General features: G+C 44.2%; 18 protein-coding genes. 8 read left to right on the forward strand and 10 right to left on the reverse strand.

What is annotated here, in order from left to right:
- The first annotated feature begins 8 nt into the window (after positions 1-8).
- The 3 genes from B4J50_RS05215 to B4J50_RS05225 all read left to right on the forward strand — a co-directional run bounded on the left by B4J50_RS05215 (position 9) and on the right by B4J50_RS05225 (position 4,302).
- Complete coding sequence (locus B4J50_RS05215; RefSeq protein ID WP_286847750.1) at positions 9-794, forward strand: creatininase family protein; 786 nt, start codon at positions 9-11, stop codon at positions 792-794.
- Positions 795-796: 2 nt separating this feature from the next.
- A complete protein-coding gene (locus B4J50_RS05220; protein WP_286847749.1) occupies positions 797-2,479 on the forward strand; it encodes a M28 family peptidase in 1,683 nt (560 codons plus the stop codon).
- Between the two features lie 239 nt (positions 2,480-2,718).
- Positions 2,719-4,302, forward strand: coding sequence for an AbgT family transporter (locus tag B4J50_RS05225; RefSeq protein ID WP_286847748.1), 1,584 nt, complete (start codon positions 2,719-2,721; stop codon positions 4,300-4,302).
- A 105-nt stretch (positions 4,303-4,407) separates the two neighbouring features.
- Here B4J50_RS05225 and B4J50_RS05230 read toward each other — a convergent pair whose 3' ends face one another.
- The 4 genes from B4J50_RS05230 to B4J50_RS05245 all read right to left on the reverse strand — a co-directional run bounded on the left by B4J50_RS05230 (position 4,408) and on the right by B4J50_RS05245 (position 7,403).
- The gene (locus B4J50_RS05230; protein WP_286847747.1) at positions 4,408-5,700 is read right to left on the reverse strand and encodes an acetamidase/formamidase family protein; all 1,293 of its coding nucleotides are present in this window, start codon (positions 5,698-5,700) and stop codon (positions 4,408-4,410) included.
- A gap of 37 nt (positions 5,701-5,737) precedes the next feature.
- Positions 5,738-6,175, reverse strand: coding sequence for a response regulator (locus B4J50_RS05235; RefSeq protein ID WP_024821254.1), 438 nt, complete (start codon positions 6,173-6,175; stop codon positions 5,738-5,740).
- Between the two features lie 189 nt (positions 6,176-6,364).
- Positions 6,365-6,811 (reverse strand): CGGC domain-containing protein, encoded by a 447-nt coding sequence (locus tag B4J50_RS05240; protein ID WP_286847746.1) that lies wholly within the window; start codon positions 6,809-6,811, stop codon positions 6,365-6,367.
- Between the two features lie 37 nt (positions 6,812-6,848).
- A complete protein-coding gene (locus B4J50_RS05245) occupies positions 6,849-7,403 on the reverse strand; it encodes a Fur family transcriptional regulator (protein ID WP_286847745.1) in 555 nt (184 codons plus the stop codon).
- 155 nt (positions 7,404-7,558) lie between these two features.
- On the opposite strand from B4J50_RS05245, the gene B4J50_RS05250 reads away from it, so the two are divergent.
- Genes B4J50_RS05250 through B4J50_RS05270 form a run of 5 tightly spaced genes read left to right on the forward strand, consistent with a single transcriptional unit; the run spans position 7,559 to position 10,294 of the window.
- On the forward strand, positions 7,559-7,861 hold the full coding sequence (locus B4J50_RS05250; protein ID WP_286847744.1) for a DUF5320 domain-containing protein: 303 nt from the start codon (positions 7,559-7,561) through the stop codon (positions 7,859-7,861).
- Positions 7,862-7,875: 14 nt separating this feature from the next.
- Positions 7,876-8,226, forward strand: coding sequence for a NifB/NifX family molybdenum-iron cluster-binding protein (locus B4J50_RS05255; RefSeq protein ID WP_286953970.1), 351 nt, complete (start codon positions 7,876-7,878; stop codon positions 8,224-8,226).
- A gap of 9 nt (positions 8,227-8,235) precedes the next feature.
- A complete protein-coding gene (locus tag B4J50_RS05260; protein ID WP_286847743.1) occupies positions 8,236-9,081 on the forward strand; it encodes an ATP-binding protein in 846 nt (281 codons plus the stop codon).
- On the forward strand, positions 9,078-9,956 hold the full coding sequence (locus tag B4J50_RS05265) for an ATP-binding protein (protein ID WP_286847742.1): 879 nt from the start codon (positions 9,078-9,080) through the stop codon (positions 9,954-9,956). Before B4J50_RS05260 ends, B4J50_RS05265 begins: the two co-directional genes overlap by 4 nt.
- An 11-nt stretch (positions 9,957-9,967) precedes the next feature.
- Entirely contained in the window at positions 9,968-10,294 is a 327-nt protein-coding gene (locus tag B4J50_RS05270) for a NifB/NifX family molybdenum-iron cluster-binding protein (RefSeq protein ID WP_286847741.1), read from the forward strand.
- A 19-nt stretch (positions 10,295-10,313) separates the two neighbouring features.
- On the opposite strand, the gene B4J50_RS05275 is transcribed toward B4J50_RS05270, so the two are convergent.
- From B4J50_RS05275 to B4J50_RS05300, 6 genes are read right to left on the reverse strand one after another with little or no spacing between them, the layout of a single operon-like run.
- Positions 10,314-11,408, reverse strand: coding sequence for an aspartate aminotransferase family protein (locus B4J50_RS05275; RefSeq protein WP_286847740.1), 1,095 nt, complete (start codon positions 11,406-11,408; stop codon positions 10,314-10,316).
- Positions 11,408-12,622 carry an aspartate kinase gene (locus B4J50_RS05280; RefSeq protein WP_024821264.1) on the reverse strand — a complete coding sequence of 405 codons (1,215 nt, stop codon included), beginning with the start codon at positions 12,620-12,622 and terminating at the stop codon, positions 11,408-11,410. Before B4J50_RS05280 ends, B4J50_RS05275 begins: the two co-directional genes overlap by 1 nt.
- An 18-nt stretch (positions 12,623-12,640) precedes the next feature.
- Complete coding sequence (dapD, locus tag B4J50_RS05285; protein WP_024821265.1) at positions 12,641-13,339, reverse strand: 2,3,4,5-tetrahydropyridine-2,6-dicarboxylate N-acetyltransferase; 699 nt, start codon at positions 13,337-13,339, stop codon at positions 12,641-12,643.
- The gene (locus B4J50_RS05290; protein ID WP_274532060.1) at positions 13,312-13,986 is read right to left on the reverse strand and encodes a 4-hydroxy-tetrahydrodipicolinate reductase; all 675 of its coding nucleotides are present in this window, start codon (positions 13,984-13,986) and stop codon (positions 13,312-13,314) included. The genes dapD and B4J50_RS05290 overlap by 28 nt, the downstream gene beginning before the upstream one ends.
- A complete protein-coding gene (dapA, locus tag B4J50_RS05295) occupies positions 13,971-14,858 on the reverse strand; it encodes a 4-hydroxy-tetrahydrodipicolinate synthase (RefSeq protein WP_245587069.1) in 888 nt (295 codons plus the stop codon). The genes B4J50_RS05290 and dapA overlap by 16 nt, the downstream gene beginning before the upstream one ends.
- 15 nt (positions 14,859-14,873) lie before the next feature.
- Positions 14,874-15,851 carry an aspartate-semialdehyde dehydrogenase gene (locus B4J50_RS05300; RefSeq protein ID WP_024821268.1) on the reverse strand — a complete coding sequence of 326 codons (978 nt, stop codon included), beginning with the start codon at positions 15,849-15,851 and terminating at the stop codon, positions 14,874-14,876.
- Between the last annotated feature and the right edge of the window lie 225 nt (positions 15,852-16,076).

Genomic DNA, 16,076 nt, shown 5'->3' on the forward strand with positions numbered 1-16,076 from the left:
CAATACTAATGTATTTAGCCTCTCTTACATGGAAAAAACTCGAGGAAAGTATTTCTGAAGAAACCATAGGACTTATTCCCTTAGGGAGCGTGGAGCAGCATGGCCCTCTCGGCCCTCTCGGAACCGATTATATGATTCCTGAAGAGCTGGCAAAACGAATAGAAGCCGCATACCCAGATCGAGTGCTTCTTGTACCAACAATGCCTTACGGAGTCTGTCCCTATCACACTTCTTTCCCCGGGACTATCGATATGGGGCTCGAAGTTCTAGCAGAAGTTATGACCCGAATAGCGATGGGCCTTATGAATGCAGGTATTAAAAAAATAATTTTTCTTAATGGACATGGTGGCAATGGTCCTTCGCTAGATAAGGCGGCATTAGCTGTTTACAATCGCGGCGGTATAGCTGCAATTGTAGATTGGTGGGTCCTTGCGGGACAACTGAATTCTACGTGGTCTGGCGGACACGGAGCTGGTCAAGAGACATCAGTCATGATGGCCATTAAACCAGATTTGGTACATATGAAGGACTTTTTCCCTGCAGAAATACACCACCTCAGTGATACCCTTCAGAATACCCATATCAGCACTGTCTTTTTCGGCAAAGGTTCTGTAAGAGTTATCCGGAACGTGAAAGATGTTACATCTAATGGCGCTTATGGTGGAACGGATGTCCCTGAAAAAGCGAATGCGCCATGGGGGAAAGAAATTATTGAAGGAGTCTCCGCATACCTTGTTAATTTTACTGAAGAGTTTCTGAAAGTCTCTCATATCTATCGCTCTGATGAGGCTTAGATATGCTTTCCCCAACAGAAAAGGAACTATGCGCTTCTCTCTCAGGGCCTCAGCTTTTTGACGATACAAAAACTATTGCTTCTTTTAATCGACTTTCTGGAAGCCAAGGAGAAGCAGGAGCCCTAGATTTCATAGAAAATCAGCTTCAGGCAACTGGGGTTCCTTTCCAGCGTTATTATTTCCCGGCTATTTTAAGTACCCCCCAAGAGGCGCATTTTTCCTATGTTGACGCTCAGGGAGAAAAGAGGAACGTTCCTTGCAAAACATGGAGTTTCACACCTTCCACAGCTCCTCAAGGCATTACGGCTCCATTACGGCTTATGGCCCCTCAAGCATTGGAACATCATCCCCTTACCTTTTGGGCAGAACGAAACCCTTCTGAAAATAAAAAAGATCTTGAAGGAATCATAGTCGTCTCAAGAACATCGAATCCCGTAGCCATTATGGATGCCGAGCGTCGTGGAGCCATTGCTTTTGTTATTCTCTGGTCTCAAGGCGATGAGGAACTTATTCATGAAGGGAATGTAAACATGGTATGGGGTACGCCAGAGCCGGAACAGACAGGAATGTATACTTCCATTCCTGTCATTGTTCTCTCAAAACCCGTAAGTGACACTCTCGCATCGACGCTACAAAAGGAAACTCTCCAGGGAACAATATATACAAACGTTCTCCAGGCTGTAACAAACATACCCGTTCTTGAAGCTGTAATTTCTTCGGATACAGAATCTCCATATTATCTTCTCGTTGGAAGCCACCTAGATTCTTGGCACTATGGAGCATCTGACAACGCCACCGGCAATGCGATTGCCCTAGCGTTGGCAGAAACCTTTGCGAAATTGAGAGGGAAAAAATTTGGGCTTCGAATCTGTTGGTGGTCAGGTCATTCAAACGGACGTTATGCCGGATCCTCCGCTTTCGCATCTCGTAACTTCATTTCTCTTAACAGACATTGCTTAGCCTATTCAAATATCGATATGCCAGGGATGAGAGGGGCTTCAAATTTTTCTCGAATAACGGTGGGCTCCGACCTCATGAATTGGGGCGCATCTGTTATAGAGGATCTCACTGGACAAAAAGGTGTCTGGGGAGCCCATGTTCGAGGGTGGGATCAATCTTTTCAAAATATCGGCATTTCTCCATACCTTATTTGGTCCTCCACTCTTCCAAAAGGCAGTCCCTACACAACCTCCAACAGCTTCATGAGTTGGTGGTGGCATACAGAAAAAGATCTTCCACAGTACACCGATAGCTCCATTTTGAAGCAAGATGGGCAAATTTATCTTCTCGCCCTTTCGCGAATATTATGTGCTTCGTCTTTCTCGTACAATATCCGCGCTCTTATTGAAACTATTACAGCGCGTCTCGACCAGCCTCTTTTCAAGGCGTTTAAAAAGCAAGACGAGGCAAAATCCATAACTCAAGAACTTCAAAGAATTCAAAAAACTCTGAGAGATCCCTTGTCTCTCGAGAAGCAATTATCTTACATAAGGAATCTTAATCGGATTCTCTATGCTTTTAAAGCTCCGGAACTACAAGATTGGGCTATTAATCTTGATTACATCCCCGGCCTCTCTTTAGCCCTTTCCTCTTCTCCGCAAACTTCAAGAGGGCATATTATTGTGCGGCATTTTATGGAAAACCAACTCAACAGAATTATATTATTGCTTCAACAACTTCAATAACAAATAAAGCCGATCGAATGAACACATCGATCGGCTTTATTTGTGGATAACTTACACACCTGTGTGTATATATTTCCATAGGATCCCTATATCCGTTTCATTTCTGATATTTTTAATACTTGACTGATTATTAAAAGCAGTATATAAAAAACATGCTTATTGCTTTTGTACGACGACTCTTAGTGAATCGTTCCCCCCTTGTAATAGCAATGATACAACATAGCAAAGGAGGGCTTTATATGGTAGAAAACAAGAAAAAGTCGTCAGCAAGTGGCCCTGGTCTTTTCCAACGCTTCATCAAAGGTATTGAAATTATCGGAAACAAACTTCCTCACCCATTCTGGCTCTTCGTCACCCTTTCACTTATCGTCATTATTCTTTCACTCTTACTCTCAAAAGCAGGGGTATCTGTTACATACATGGCTGCTGGGAAAGGAGGAGAAGCCGCAAAAGAAACCACTGTGTCCGTTACCAACTTGATTAGTTATAAAGCGCTTCGTCCTTTCTTTGCAGACTTTGTAAAAACGTATGTAGGATTTGCGCCTCTGGGTCTCATTATGACTATGATGCTTGGGATTGGGCTCATCGAGCAAACAGGCCTCATTTCAGCTCTCATGAGAAAAACTATTATGGGTGCACCCTCTTTTCTTGTCACAGCGGTTCTCGCCTTCGTAGGTATCAACGCTAACCTAGCATCTGATGCCGGCATCATTTTCACTCCTGCTATTGGTGCTGCCGTTTTCAAAGCGTTGGGGCGAAATCCATGGGTCGGAATCGTCACAGGTTATGCCGCTGCCTCTGGAGGCTTCACTGCGAATCTGTTTATTGCCGGAACAGACGCTCTTTTAGCTGGAATCACAGAGTCTGTAACCAAGGGGATGAACATTCCCGGGCCTGTTCATCCCCTTATCAACTGGTACTTCCTTGTAGTGGCAACCTTCGTTATAACCTTTGTAACAACCTTCGTTACAGAACGATTTACAGTCAAAATTCTTGGCGATACTCATGGACATGAAGATGAATCGGAACTTCTGAAACATGCTGTAACTCCAGAGGAAAATCGTGGGCTTCGTTACGCTCTTATAGCTGCTATCATATGCATTGGTCTTTTGCTCTACCTTACGGTGCCCCAGGGCTCATTCTTCAGGGCTGATGATGGCAGCATTGTTCCAAAGTCTCCGCTTCTATCTGGCGTCGTAGCTATTATCTTCTTTCTTTTCTTTTTTGTGGGAATTGCCTATGGATATGGGTCAGGCAGCATCAAAGAAGCTTCTGATATTCCGAAGCTTATGCAAAAAGGATTGCAAGGCAGCCTGAGCTTTTTGGTTGTGGCATTACCTGCCTCTCTATTCATTAACCTTTTCAACACAAGCAACATGGCAACCATACTTTCCGTGCGAGGTGCAGAATGGCTTGAAGCTATGAATCTCGGCGGAATTCCTCTCCTCGTCATGTATATATTGCTCTGTACATTCCTCAATCTCTTTATCATGAGCGGTTCTGCAAAGTGGCTTATATTAGCTCCCATATTTGTACCCATGTTCTCCATGGTAGGTTTTTCTCCAGCCCTCACTCAACTTGCCTACAGAATTGGAGACTCATCTTCAAATATTATTACCCCTCTTTCCTACTACCTCCCAGTAGTTATCGGTCTAATGGAGCAATATAAACCAGAGGGACACACAGAACCTGTAGGAATGGGCACCGTCATCTCTCTGGCCATGCCCTATACTATTGCTTACCTCATATTCTTCACTCTTCAGCTTATTGTGTGGTACATCTTTAACCTTCCAATGGGACCAGGAGCTGGGTTGTTTCTATAAAATAAGAACTACTCTATAGGGGGGAATACCAAAGAGGCTGCTATTAAGGCAGCCTCTTTGGTTATTGGTTATTGGTTATTGGTTATTCGTTACTCTTAACATCTTTTAACACTGGCAATAATGCTCCAACATAATGTTCCAAAGATCTAGTCTCTCCAAAACTGGTCGAGGTACTAACATGGAAATCTGTACAACCCCAGGAAGTCTGCCAATATCTACCTGGCCGGTAAGGGTACATCGATTTCTAATCTCTGGCAGCATCATTCCTGTTAGGGAAACCATACGCATAAGTCCATTATCAACAGCTTCGTTAAGATTTTTCCCCGTTCCTACTACTTGAAGGGGTAAAACCTCCTGTTCGAGATCAAAACCCCACGAAGCAGCAATATTTAAAGCTTTTTCCATTATTTCTGGGGAACGAAGTTTTACAATATCCGGGAGGTCATTATGAGTAGGGAGAATAATTGGTCCATCAAGAGTCAGCCCTTTAATGATATGAACTTCAATAATTACTTCTGCTGATACATCAGTTGTGTGGCCAGCGATCTCTCCATCTCCCATCATGGCATGGACATCTCCAACATAAATACCGCCGCCAAAAACCTTCACAGGAACAATGACGAGAGAACCTTCCACAACCTCATTCACGTCCATGTGGCCGTCGGTACGATCCTTCAATGCCTCTTCAGTTAAGGCATACTTATGAGAAGCGCCTACAAGGAAACTTCCAAAATCACCTGCATTATGAGATGCTGGCATAGCCGCTGCTGGGCAACTCCCCATATTCCCTACCATAGGACGCAACGGAGCAATAATACCCGACAGATCTCCACGAGCAATAATATTTGCCGAGTACTGTCTGGATTCTGGGGGAAGAGCACTAAAATGTGCCGCATCACAAGCTATCTCTGCTGCTACATCAGGAGGAACCGTTACCGCTACATTTCTATTGTCATCCATCACTATCGTATAAGTACTTTCAAGTTTAAAGGGATGTACAGGAACACCACACTGTTTACAACGTATGGCATCTTCTCCTATTCCTTCTATATATGTTTCAGGATTTATGACTCCACAGGCAGGACATCGTTTCGCTACAAAAGGATCCCCTTGAAAATGCCCTTCCTGGGGCTTATCGGTACCAGATGTAGTGGCTAATGAAAGGACATGTATTTTTCGTACTTTTAACGCAATGGCATCTCCAACTTCTGCCCCTTCTACAGCTATAGGCCGGGTCACCTCATGACCACTCGGGAAATCTGGAGTAATCATCGCTCCCCAGCACCCCGGACTTACACGAGCAACAATAACACCTCCATCTCTCACAGGACCATCAAAAGTTTCAGAAGGATCTAAGACCCACACCATATCTCTCGTATTTACAATACTCCGAGTCATGATATACCTCCTTCTTTAGTCAATAGAGATCAAATTCTTAATACCCTTTTATAAGGGTCACAGCTATCCAAAAATTCTCAAAGGAAGTCAGGGCTTCCAATAAAATTTTTCCAGAAAGAGGTTTCTCTACGAATCGAACCATATAATCAGCCGTTTCGAAAGGAATCATTTCACCAGGAGTGGAAATAAAAATAATGGGGAGATAAAAAAAGGCTGGCTCACTTCGTATTTCCGACAAAAGCTCCTCACAGCCATGATTAGGCAACGCACAATCTGTAATCACCACATCAGGCTCGGAACGATCCCAATATTTACCTACTTGGCGAATATAATCGAGAGCCTCATATTGATTACAAACAATGTGTAAAGAGTTAACGATCTTTTCTTCTCTCAACAGTTTTCGCATTTCTTGGGCATACTGTTGATCCCTTTCCACCAAAAGAACTTCCACTACTTTTACACGTTTACCTCCCATAAAAAATCTCCCCCTTTAAAAAACTGGGGGACGACGAAAGAATCAGGGTTTTTATATACTAGCATCCATTTTCGAATTTTGCGAATTTTAAAATAAAGAGAACCGCCAATGTCCCACCCTCCAAATGCTGGATAGAAAATCCAGCATTTGGAGGGTGCACGTCACAAAGGCGGCTCTTTTTATTTTTAATTAATTATACGCTAAACGTATCTCTTCATCGCCAATAACAGCGGAGATCAGGTCTTGCCACATTGGAGAGTTCCATGTGCCTAGAGCGGAGTGAACAGTGTAGTATTTCTCAGGAATGGGGTGAGTCCCCACTACAACGTCGAGGCCAAAAGCTTCTTTAATATATTTTTTAAAATAATCAATTCTCGGACATGGAGGATAGCCAACAACCATACCTGTAGCAAGATGCACAACATCCGCTCCATTTTTCTTCATCTCTGCCGGAGCATATTCCACATTTCCACCGGGACATCCATTACACGTCGTGTACCCCACAAGTTCTAATTCTCTGTCTTTGTAACGGGCGAATCCTCCCTCTCTGTTATGAAGGGCTCTGAGACATTTCCCTCCTGCGCAAGTTCCATATCTATTACAGATAATAATACCAACGCGTACGACGTCTTTCATTCCCAATTCCCCCTCCGTCTTTATATAGTATTGACTTCTATAGGTCATCATGACGGAAACAGCCTCGCCGACGGCCACAATACCGTCGCCTCCACCCTTTTCCTAAGAGAGTGCATGGAAGATCTTGTGTCTTTTTGCACTCTTTCACTTTAGATGCGCATTCACCACACATTCCAGCAATTTCAAGACTCTGAGGAATAGGCTGAAAACCTGCCTCTTCAAGCCATTTCTTAATAATTTTTTCTTTTTCTTCTTCATTCTTGAGATGAAGAACCTTTCCACAACAACGGCAATAAAGATGGAAATGAATAGACGAAGAAGGAAGTTCAAAGCGTTCAAAACCTTCATCAAGAGAAAAACGATAGAGCAACCCCATGTCAGAAAGAAGGCCTATTGTTCTATACACTGTAGCAATACCTATGGAGGGATCTTTTTCGTGGGCCTTTTCCCATATCAGTTGTATATTACCGTGTTCGGCCTCCCCTTCAATAAGCACATCTATAATTGTCTGGCGCTGGTTTGTTAAACGAAAACCAGCCTTTTTAAGGGCTTCAACATACTCCTCGCGTTTAACCTGATCGTTTTGATCCATAGAGTAAAAACTCCTTTTTCAACATATCTATTAATGGGTAGGAAGAAAAGCCCCTACCTCGTAACACTTTTTACCATATAGCTTGACAAATATCTTAACAGAGAATAGGATTTATATGCAAATGATAATCATTATCAATAAGGAGGAAAAATAACATGCCTGGTTTTGATAGAACAGGACCGCGTGGTATGGGACCAATGACAGGTGGTGGCAGAGGTTTATGTCACTTTGGATATGTGCGTAGACGATTCTCACGATGGGGTCGTTGCTTCTTCGGTTTAGGCCGTGGCATGGGGAGAGGTTGGGGTATTTATAATGCTCCAGTAGATTGGGATTATGCTCCTACGACTCCTACGATTGAAGAAGAACGAAATATGCTCAAGGAAGAATTATCTCTGCTTGAAAACGAGATGGAAAATATTCGTAAACGCATGGCAGAAATTGAAGAAAATAAATAAAAAGGAGCTTTCCCATGAAGATAGCAATTGCTAAAAACGGAGGTAACGTATCAGAACACTTTGGACACGCAAAAGAATTTCTCGTTGTTGACGTAGAGAATCAAAAAGAAATAGCACGGGAAATTGCAACACCTCCGCAAGGAGAACATGTGCCAGGGGCTATGCCTCATTGGATCGCATCCCTAGGTGCCAATCTTGTCATCACTGGCGGTATTGGACAAAGGGCATCTCAAATGCTGAGAGATGGAGGAGTGAACGTAGCTTGCGTACCTCCTCTTTCCGTAGAAAAGACACTCAGAGCGTTTCTCGATAATTCTCTTGAGATTGTTGGCGACCAATGTAGTCACGATCATTCTTCTCTTTAGGAGGGGAATATGTTTCGATTAACCGTAGTTAGTGGCAAGGGAGGAACTGGTAAAACATGTGTTGCCTCCTCTCTTGCCTTTGCTATTCGAGGAGGAACAGTTATTGACCTTGATGTAGATGAACCTGATCTTGGTTTAGTTTTAAACATCCAAAATCCGGAAAGTGAATCTATTTACAAGGTTGTTCCCCAGATAGATGCCAAACGATGTGTAGGATGCGGCATATGTGCTGATAGTTGTGTTTTTGGCGCCCTCAATCAGTTTGGTACGAACGTGCCGACAGTCAATATGAAATTATGTCATGGATGTGGCGTATGCGAGTATGTATGCCCTCAAAAGACCATTAAAGACAGTCAAACACAAATAGGGGAATTGAATAGTAAGCGTACTGAGAATTGGTGGTTTCTTGAAGGCAGATTAGATATAGGAGAACCTAATCCAGTTCCTGTTATACATGCTGTTCTCGAAAAGGCAAATTCTTTGCCCTTTCCACAAATTGTAGACGGACCTCCTGGGACAGCGTGCCCTATGGTTGCCGCCATTGAACAATCACATTTCGTCGTGCTGGTTACAGAGCCAACACCCTTTGGACTTTCTGACCTTGTCTTGGCCGCGGAAACTGTTCACGAACTTCAGATTCCCGCAGCTGTGGTTATCAATCGGTCTGACCTCGGTAATAGTAAAGAAACAGAAGTCTTTTGCAATAAAATAAATGTACCCATACTCGCTCGCTTGCCATTTTCAAAAGAAGTTGCACATGCTTATGCAGAAGGGACAGCCCCCTTTTGTGTTGATCGAAAATGGCGAGAAGCAACATACACTATTCTTGACCATGTTAAAGAGGTGCTCTCATGAACCCAAAAGAAATTGTAATTGTCAGTGGAAAAGGAGGCACTGGTAAAACATCAATTGTGTCAGCTTTATGCGCTCTCTTCAGCAAGAAAGCCCTCTTTTGTGATGTAGATGTAGACGCGCCCAACCTCCAGATTTTGCTCCATCCTAACGATGAAGAGTCTTTTTCATTTAGTGGTAGGAAAATACCTCAAATAGACTCTGAACGTTGCAATCTTTGCGGGAAATGTGTGAGTTTCTGTCGCTTTGATGCCCTCAAAAAAGAAATGGATGGTATCTCCTCTCTATCGTGGAAATGTGAAGGATGTGGTGGCTGTGCTCTTATATGCCCTCAAAATGCCATTACTATGAATTCGTACGAACAGGGCCAATATTGGCGGGGACAAACGTCTTTGGGCCCCCTCTGGCATGCTCGTCTTCATGCAGGAGAAGAAAATTCAGGAATGCTTGTTGCCAAGCTTCGCAACAAAGCTCGAGAAGAGGCTTGTAAGAAAGGGTACCCCTTTGTGATTGTTGACGGCCCCCCAGGAATCTCCTGCCCGACAATTTCGGCTCTTACAGGATCGACATTGGCTATAGCTGTTACAGAGCCTTCTCTATCAGGTCTTCATGATCTTCTTCGTCTTGGCGATCTGTGTTCCTCTTTGGAAGTTCCTTTAGCTGTCATTCTCAATAAAGCAGATCTTTCAGAAACAAGAAATGCGGAAATACAAGATCGGGCTAAAAGCAAAAATTGGCAATTTTTGGGTTCTATTCCTTTTAGGCCTGATGTTGTAGAAGCGATATCAAATAAAGAAATTCCTTTAGACGCTTTACATCCAGAAATAGAAACTATTTATACAAACTTGCTTCAAATAATCAATAACATAAAAATGTGAGGTGTGCACATATGCGTATTGCTGCAGCTGTCAATGAACCAACTATAAAAAGCCTTATAGCTGAACGTTTTGCCCGGGCTCCTTATTTTATAATTGTTGATGAAAATGGGAATCTCCTTGAAGCCATTGAAAACACAAATGCAGAACAGGGACACGGAGCTGGGGGAGCTGCTGTTCGTCTGCTCTCAAAACATAATATAGATCTTGTAATTGTGCCCCGTTTAGGGCCAAATGCAGAAGAAGCTTTGGCACAAGCTGGAATTAAGCACTTTAAAGCAGAAGGTCTCACACTTGAAGAAGCCTTATACTCCCTTGAAGGGAAAGGGGCGTCCTTGTAAGGACGCCCCTTTTTATCATTTAAAATGTGAGTCGATCTACAATTTCGTCGATAGTTTGATATGAGATATTCAAAGCAGGAAGGAGCCGAATACTGCCACCAGCCACATTCAAGAGCACCTTTCGCTCTAACGCTTTTTGCTTCACGTCTTGAGCATTCATTGTAGAAACACCAATCATGAGACCAAGCTGGCGGATATCCATGGACCACGAAAGTTTTTCCAATTTCTTCGCAAAATAGGCTCCTTTTTCCTTCACTTCTTCTAGAAATTCTTCTGTGAGGGCCTGTAGAACTACTTTCCCAGCCGCAAGAGAAATAGGGTTAGGGGCAAAGGTAGAACCATGATCCCCCTCTTGAAAAGGAGACCACCCACAGAAAATAGTGGCTCCTAAAGGCAACCCTCCACCAATGCCTTTTCCACAGGTAATAATATCAGGCTCTAACCCCCAATGTTGAAAAGAGAAAAAGCACCCCGTCCGTCCTAACCCTGCCTGAATTTCATCAGCTACAATGTAATATTTTTTGTCTTCCTTAAGTTCCGCTACCGCTTCGACTAAAGAATGAGGCAATGGCAATACTCCAGAGTTTCCCTGCACACACTCTAAAAATACACCTGCAATATCATGAGAAGCAGCATATTCTCGAAAGACCCTAACGTCTTTAGGCAAAAAAACTACGTCGGGCAATAGCGGCTCAAAAGGTTCTCTTATACTGGGACTCCATGTAACAGAGAGGGCCCCGCATGTCCTTCCATGGAAGTTCCCAATAAATGAAACAAGCATCCCTTTTTTTCGATATTTTCGAATAGCCTTCAATGCAGCCTCTGTAGCTTCGGCTCCTGAATTGGCGAAATAAACATCCCCTTCTCTTCCCGCCATCTGGCAGAGAAGCCTCGCCACTTCGACTCCATCAGGGTCAGAGAAATAGTTTGAGATGTGAGCATAACGCTTCATTTTCTCTGTCACAGCTTCTACGACAGCCGGATAGCTGTGACCTAAAGGAAGAACACCAATCCCAGCGAAGGTATCAAGAAAAACGCCCCTATTCGTTGTGATCTCCGAGCCCGATGCCGAAAGGATAGTGAGGTCAAAGGGGTGATAGACTGGGCACAGCATTATTTCTGATGCTCCGTTAAACCAAATTCCTCTACCAAAGCTTTTACTGCGCGGTCAGCATTTTCTTTGGTAACAAGAGTGGAAATTTTTATTTCAGATGTACTCGTCCCGAGCATAGAGATTTTTTCTCGGCATAAAGCAGAAAAAAAGCGAGCCGCCACGCCCGGCGCCGACTCCATACCCACACCTACGGCAGAAATTTTTGCCACTCTATCATCTTCCGTTAATCTCCATCCAGAATAGGAGGAAAAGACTTCCTCTACAGTGGATCGCACAACTGCTCCCTTTCCTTCCACCACTGTAAATGTAAGATAAGAATGCCCGTTATCGTTTACTGTGGATATCATATCCACATTTACACTTTTTTCAGCCAATGCCGTGAATAAAACACTCATGGCCTCATTACCTCCGGGCATGGGGCTAATAGTAACCTTTCTCTGGTTCGGGTCGGCCGTCACTCCTGTAACGACCGGTTGCTCCAACCATTCAGGCAATGTACTCACTACAAGGGTCCCCCTTTCATCAGAAAAAGTAGAGGCACAGTAAAGTTCGACGTTATATTTTTTTGCTATTTCCACGGCCCTCGAGTGGAGAACTTTCGCCCCCATGGACGAAAGTTCTAACACCTCACTGTATGTGACATAATCAAGTTTTTTAGCGGAAGGACATATTTTCGGGTCGCACGTATAAATACCAGCTACATCACTGTAAATTTCACATCTGGCTTTTGCTTTAGCAGCAATAGCCACAGCTGAGGTATCAGAACCTCCTCGCCCTAAAGTCGTGACCTCTCCCTCAGGCGTAATCCCCTGAAAACCTGTTACGACCACTACATGCCGTCGTTCCAGCTCCCGTTCAAGTTTCGCCATATCAAGATCCACAATACGAGCATTGCAAAAAGCACCTGTAGTGACCATCCCCAGCTGAAAAGCATTATAAGAAACTGCGGGAACGCCAATATCGTTTAAAGACATGGCCAAAAGAGCAGCCGAAACCTGCTCGCCTGTAGCTAAAAGCATATCGAGTTCCCGAGGAAGAGGCTCTTTCGAGACCTGCCCTGCCAATTCAATAAGGTTGTTTGTGGTTTTACCCATAGCAGAAACGACAACCACTAACTTTTCTCCAGTTTCTACTCGCTTCTTTATTTTTTCTGCAATACTTCGGATCTTCTCTGGTGTCGCTACTGAAGAACCACCGTATTTCTGCACAATCACTTGTCCAGACCTCCTGGATCAGAGGTTTCTCAGGTCTTGTACGATCTGAGTTTTGTCAGCTGTTTTTTCATCCACCATTTTAATAACACGAGCAGGAGAACCTGCAACTACAGCGTTAGATGGAACATCCCTTGTTACAATGGCACCAGCAGCAACAACAGCCCCTTTCCCGATGTGCACCCCTTCGAGAATAACGGCATTAGCTCCCACCAAAACATTGTCTTCAATCATAACCGGGGTCGCGCTTGGCGGCTCAACAACTCCTGCAACTACAGCCCCTGCGCCAATATGGCAATTGGAACCAATCATAGCCCGTCCACCAACTACAACGTTCATATCGATCATTGTGCCAGGCCCAATAATAGCTCCGATATTGATAACGGCTCCCATCATAACAACCGCACCTTTACCGATGTCTACCATATCGCGGATAATGGCACCTGGTTCAATTCGAGCCTCATATTTGGTGAGATTGGCCAATGGAAGAGCAGAGTTACGGGCCTCAACCTCTATATGTACAGCATTGATTCGGCTGGCATTCGCCGACAGGGCGGACTCCACTTCTTTGTAATCTCCAATGAGAAGACCGAAATGGTCGCCCCCAATAAAAGTAAGGGCTCCCCATGCGCAACCTTCAAAATGACCAGAAATAAAGGCCTTTGTGGGGGTCCTTTTTTTAGATTCCTTAATCAACTTGATGATTTCTTCGGCGCGCATGCAATAACCTCCTCAAAAGCATAGAATCCTGGTTCAGCTGTCACAGCAAACTGAGCCGCCCGCAAGGCTCCAAGAGCAAAAACTGTCCTTGAAAGAGCCCGATGGGTCAGTTCCAGAACTTCTCCTTCATTGGAGAAAAAAACTGAGTGATCTCCAGGAACGCCTCCCATACGTAAGGAATGGGTAGGACAGTTCCGCCCTGTAGCTTCCTTCAAAAGGAGCGCCGTTCCGGAAGGGGCATCTTTTTTGCGATTATGATGAACCTCGACAATTTCAAGATCCCAGTCAGAGAGATAAGAAGAAAATTCTCTCAAGATCATTTTCAGAACATTCACTCCTACCGAAAAGTTAAAACTTTGAATAACAGGAACATCCTGTCCCAGAGAGCGAAGATGGTCTACGTCCTCTTTTGTAATGGCCGTAGTGCCAATGACCAAAGCTGCCCCATGCTCTCGACACAACTCTATGGTTCGAGGAAAAGCCGTACGACTGGAAAAATCCACAATTACTTGAGGCGTATCGTTGCACCACTCCCCATCAACATCCACTGAGAGGCAAAGTGTATGATCAGCAAAAACTTTCTGAATCTCCTGCCCCATTCGGCCCGAGGCCCCAATCAATCCGTACCGCATCACAGAATGCCACATTCCTTCATAGCGCTATCCACAACAGCCATAGCTCGTTCCGATGCTGAAACTAAGGGCAAGCGAAGTTCGTTAGCGCACAATCCCAAGCTACTGACTCCATATTTCACAGGAACTGGGTTCGTTTCGCAGAATAGCCCTTTCATTAAGGGGAAAAGACGAAGGTGAAGCTCACGGGCTTTTTCTACATTATTGGCGAGAGCATATCGAATCATGTCAGATGTCTCTCGTGGCGCTACATTGGAAAGCACCGAAATAACTCCATCGCCTCCGGCATTGACAAGGTGAAAGGCTTGGTCGTCATTTCCTGATAATACAAGGAAATCAGGACGCTGTTTTCGAACCTTTCGAATGAGAAAATCCACCTGAGCTTCATCACCTGAAGCTTCTTTAATTCCTGCAATATTGTCTATCTCAGCAAGACGAAGGACTGTTTCAGGAAGAATATTGATCCCCGTTCTCCCTGGAACATTGTAAATAATCAGAGGCGTATCTCCAATACCCGAAGCAACAGCCCTAAAGTGCTGATAAAGCCCTTCCTGAGGAGGTTTATTGTAATAAGGCGTCACCACTAACACCCCATCAGCACCTAAAGAAACTGCTTGCTTCGATAATTCCAAAGCCACTGCCGTAGAGTTAGAACCTGTTCCAATCACAACAGGTATCCGTCCAGATCCCATTTTGACGGCAAAGCGAATGATCTCTTCCCGCTCTTTCATCGTTACAGCTGGAGCTTCACCAGTCGTTCCCAGCACAACAAAAAAGTCCACGCCACCATCCATCTGAAAAGCAAGAAACCTCTCAAAACTCTCATAATCCACCTTGCCTTCTCTGAAAGGTGTAATCACTGCTGTTCCTGTTCCCCTAAAAATCATCTGGCACACCTCCTGCTATAGAGTACGGGCATTAAGTGCCCGATGTTTCTGTAGAATGCGAACGGCATTTGTCGCCGCTCCCACTCGAATATTATCAGCAACATTCCACATTAAAAATCTAAATTCATCGAAAGCACGAAGACGAGAAATATAAACGAAGTCTGTTCCTGCAGCTTCAATGGGAGAAATAATATCGTCAGTAAGCACCACATTCTCACTCTCCAACAATGCATCCCTCACTTGTTTCAAGGAAGCAGATCGACGAGTCTCGACAAGAACAGATTCAGAATGACCATAAAAGACAGGAACACGAACTGTGGTCGGCCATACAAGAATACTCTCGTCTCGAAAAATTTTTCGAGGTTCGTGAACCATTTTCATCTCTTCTTCGGAAAAACCATTCTCTAAAAGGGCGCCAATTTGAGGAATGACGTTAAGGTGAATTTGTCGAATAAACTTTTTAGGTTCAATATGACCTTCAATTTGATCTCGAAGCTCATCCATGCCTTTTTTACCAGCTCCAGAAACAGATTGATAGGTGCTGACAACTATTGATTTTATTCCAAAACGGCGATGAATTTCATAGAGCCCAAGAACCATTTGAATAGTTGAACAATTAGGGTTAGCTACAATACCCCGATATCCTTTTAATATATCTCCATTAATCTCAGGTACAACCAGGGGAACGTCTACATTCATGCGAAAAGCAGAAGAATTATCAATAACGACAGAACCTGCTTCAGCCGCCGTCGGAGCGAAAATTTTAGACACACCTGAACCTGCAGAGAAAAGTACGTAGTCATAGCCAGCCTTGAGTTTTTCATGGGTCAGCTCCTCCACTTTGTATTCCTGGCCATAAAACATAAGGGTGGAACCTGCCGACTTTGACGATGCAAAGAAATGACATTCGTCAGGGTGGATATGTTGTTCTTCAAGCACACGAACCATCATGCGCCCTACTTCGCCTGTAGCTCCTGCTATCGCAATCCTCATGGATCTATTCCTCCTTCTCATACCATTAACAATCTCCATCAACACTATATAAAAAAAGGCCCGTCCCCGAAGGGACGAGCCTTTGATATATCAATGCCCGCGGTACCACCCTGCTTAGACACTATAACGTGCCCCGCCTCGACTTCCGTCACGTGGAAGCAATTCGTGAATGTACTCCAGCCTTCTTTTCAAAAGCCTTTCCACCCCAGCTCCACAGGTTTTAGG

Source organism: Aminobacterium sp. UBA4908, assembly GCF_002398115.1.
Classification (GTDB): Bacteria; Synergistota; Synergistia; order Synergistales; family Aminobacteriaceae; genus Aminobacterium; species Aminobacterium mobile.

Coding starts and splice junctions, on each gene's coding strand:
- B4J50_RS05235 (WP_024821254.1), bottom strand. CDS start 6,175: ATGGGAGGTAAACGTGTAAAAGTAGTGGAAGTTCTTTTGGTGGAAAGG.
- B4J50_RS05250 (WP_286847744.1), top strand. CDS start 7,559: ATGCCTGGTTTTGATAGAACAGGACCGCGTGGTATGGGACCAATGACA.
- dapA (WP_245587069.1), bottom strand. CDS start 14,858: ATGATTTTTAGGGGAACAGGAACAGCAGTGATTACACCTTTCAGAGAA.
- B4J50_RS05290 (WP_274532060.1), bottom strand. CDS start 13,986: ATGTGGCATTCTGTGATGCGGTACGGATTGATTGGGGCCTCGGGCCGA.
- B4J50_RS05215 (WP_286847750.1), top strand. CDS start 9: ATGTATTTAGCCTCTCTTACATGGAAAAAACTCGAGGAAAGTATTTCT.
- B4J50_RS05230 (WP_286847747.1), bottom strand. CDS start 5,700: ATGACTCGGAGTATTGTAAATACGAGAGATATGGTGTGGGTCTTAGAT.
- dapD (WP_024821265.1), bottom strand. CDS start 13,339: ATGCGCGCCGAAGAAATCATCAAGTTGATTAAGGAATCTAAAAAAAGG.
- B4J50_RS05245 (WP_286847745.1), bottom strand. CDS start 7,403: ATGGATCAAAACGATCAGGTTAAACGCGAGGAGTATGTTGAAGCCCTT.
- B4J50_RS05300 (WP_024821268.1), bottom strand. CDS start 15,851: ATGAGGATTGCGATAGCAGGAGCTACAGGCGAAGTAGGGCGCATGATG.
- B4J50_RS05225 (WP_286847748.1), top strand. CDS start 2,719: ATGGTAGAAAACAAGAAAAAGTCGTCAGCAAGTGGCCCTGGTCTTTTC.
- B4J50_RS05240 (WP_286847746.1), bottom strand. CDS start 6,811: ATGAAAGACGTCGTACGCGTTGGTATTATTATCTGTAATAGATATGGA.
- B4J50_RS05220 (WP_286847749.1), top strand. CDS start 797: ATGCTTTCCCCAACAGAAAAGGAACTATGCGCTTCTCTCTCAGGGCCT.
- B4J50_RS05275 (WP_286847740.1), bottom strand. CDS start 11,408: ATGCTGTGCCCAGTCTATCACCCCTTTGACCTCACTATCCTTTCGGCA.
- B4J50_RS05255 (WP_286953970.1), top strand. CDS start 7,876: ATGAAGATAGCAATTGCTAAAAACGGAGGTAACGTATCAGAACACTTT.
- B4J50_RS05260 (WP_286847743.1), top strand. CDS start 8,236: ATGTTTCGATTAACCGTAGTTAGTGGCAAGGGAGGAACTGGTAAAACA.
- B4J50_RS05265 (WP_286847742.1), top strand. CDS start 9,078: ATGAACCCAAAAGAAATTGTAATTGTCAGTGGAAAAGGAGGCACTGGT.
- B4J50_RS05270 (WP_286847741.1), top strand. CDS start 9,968: ATGCGTATTGCTGCAGCTGTCAATGAACCAACTATAAAAAGCCTTATA.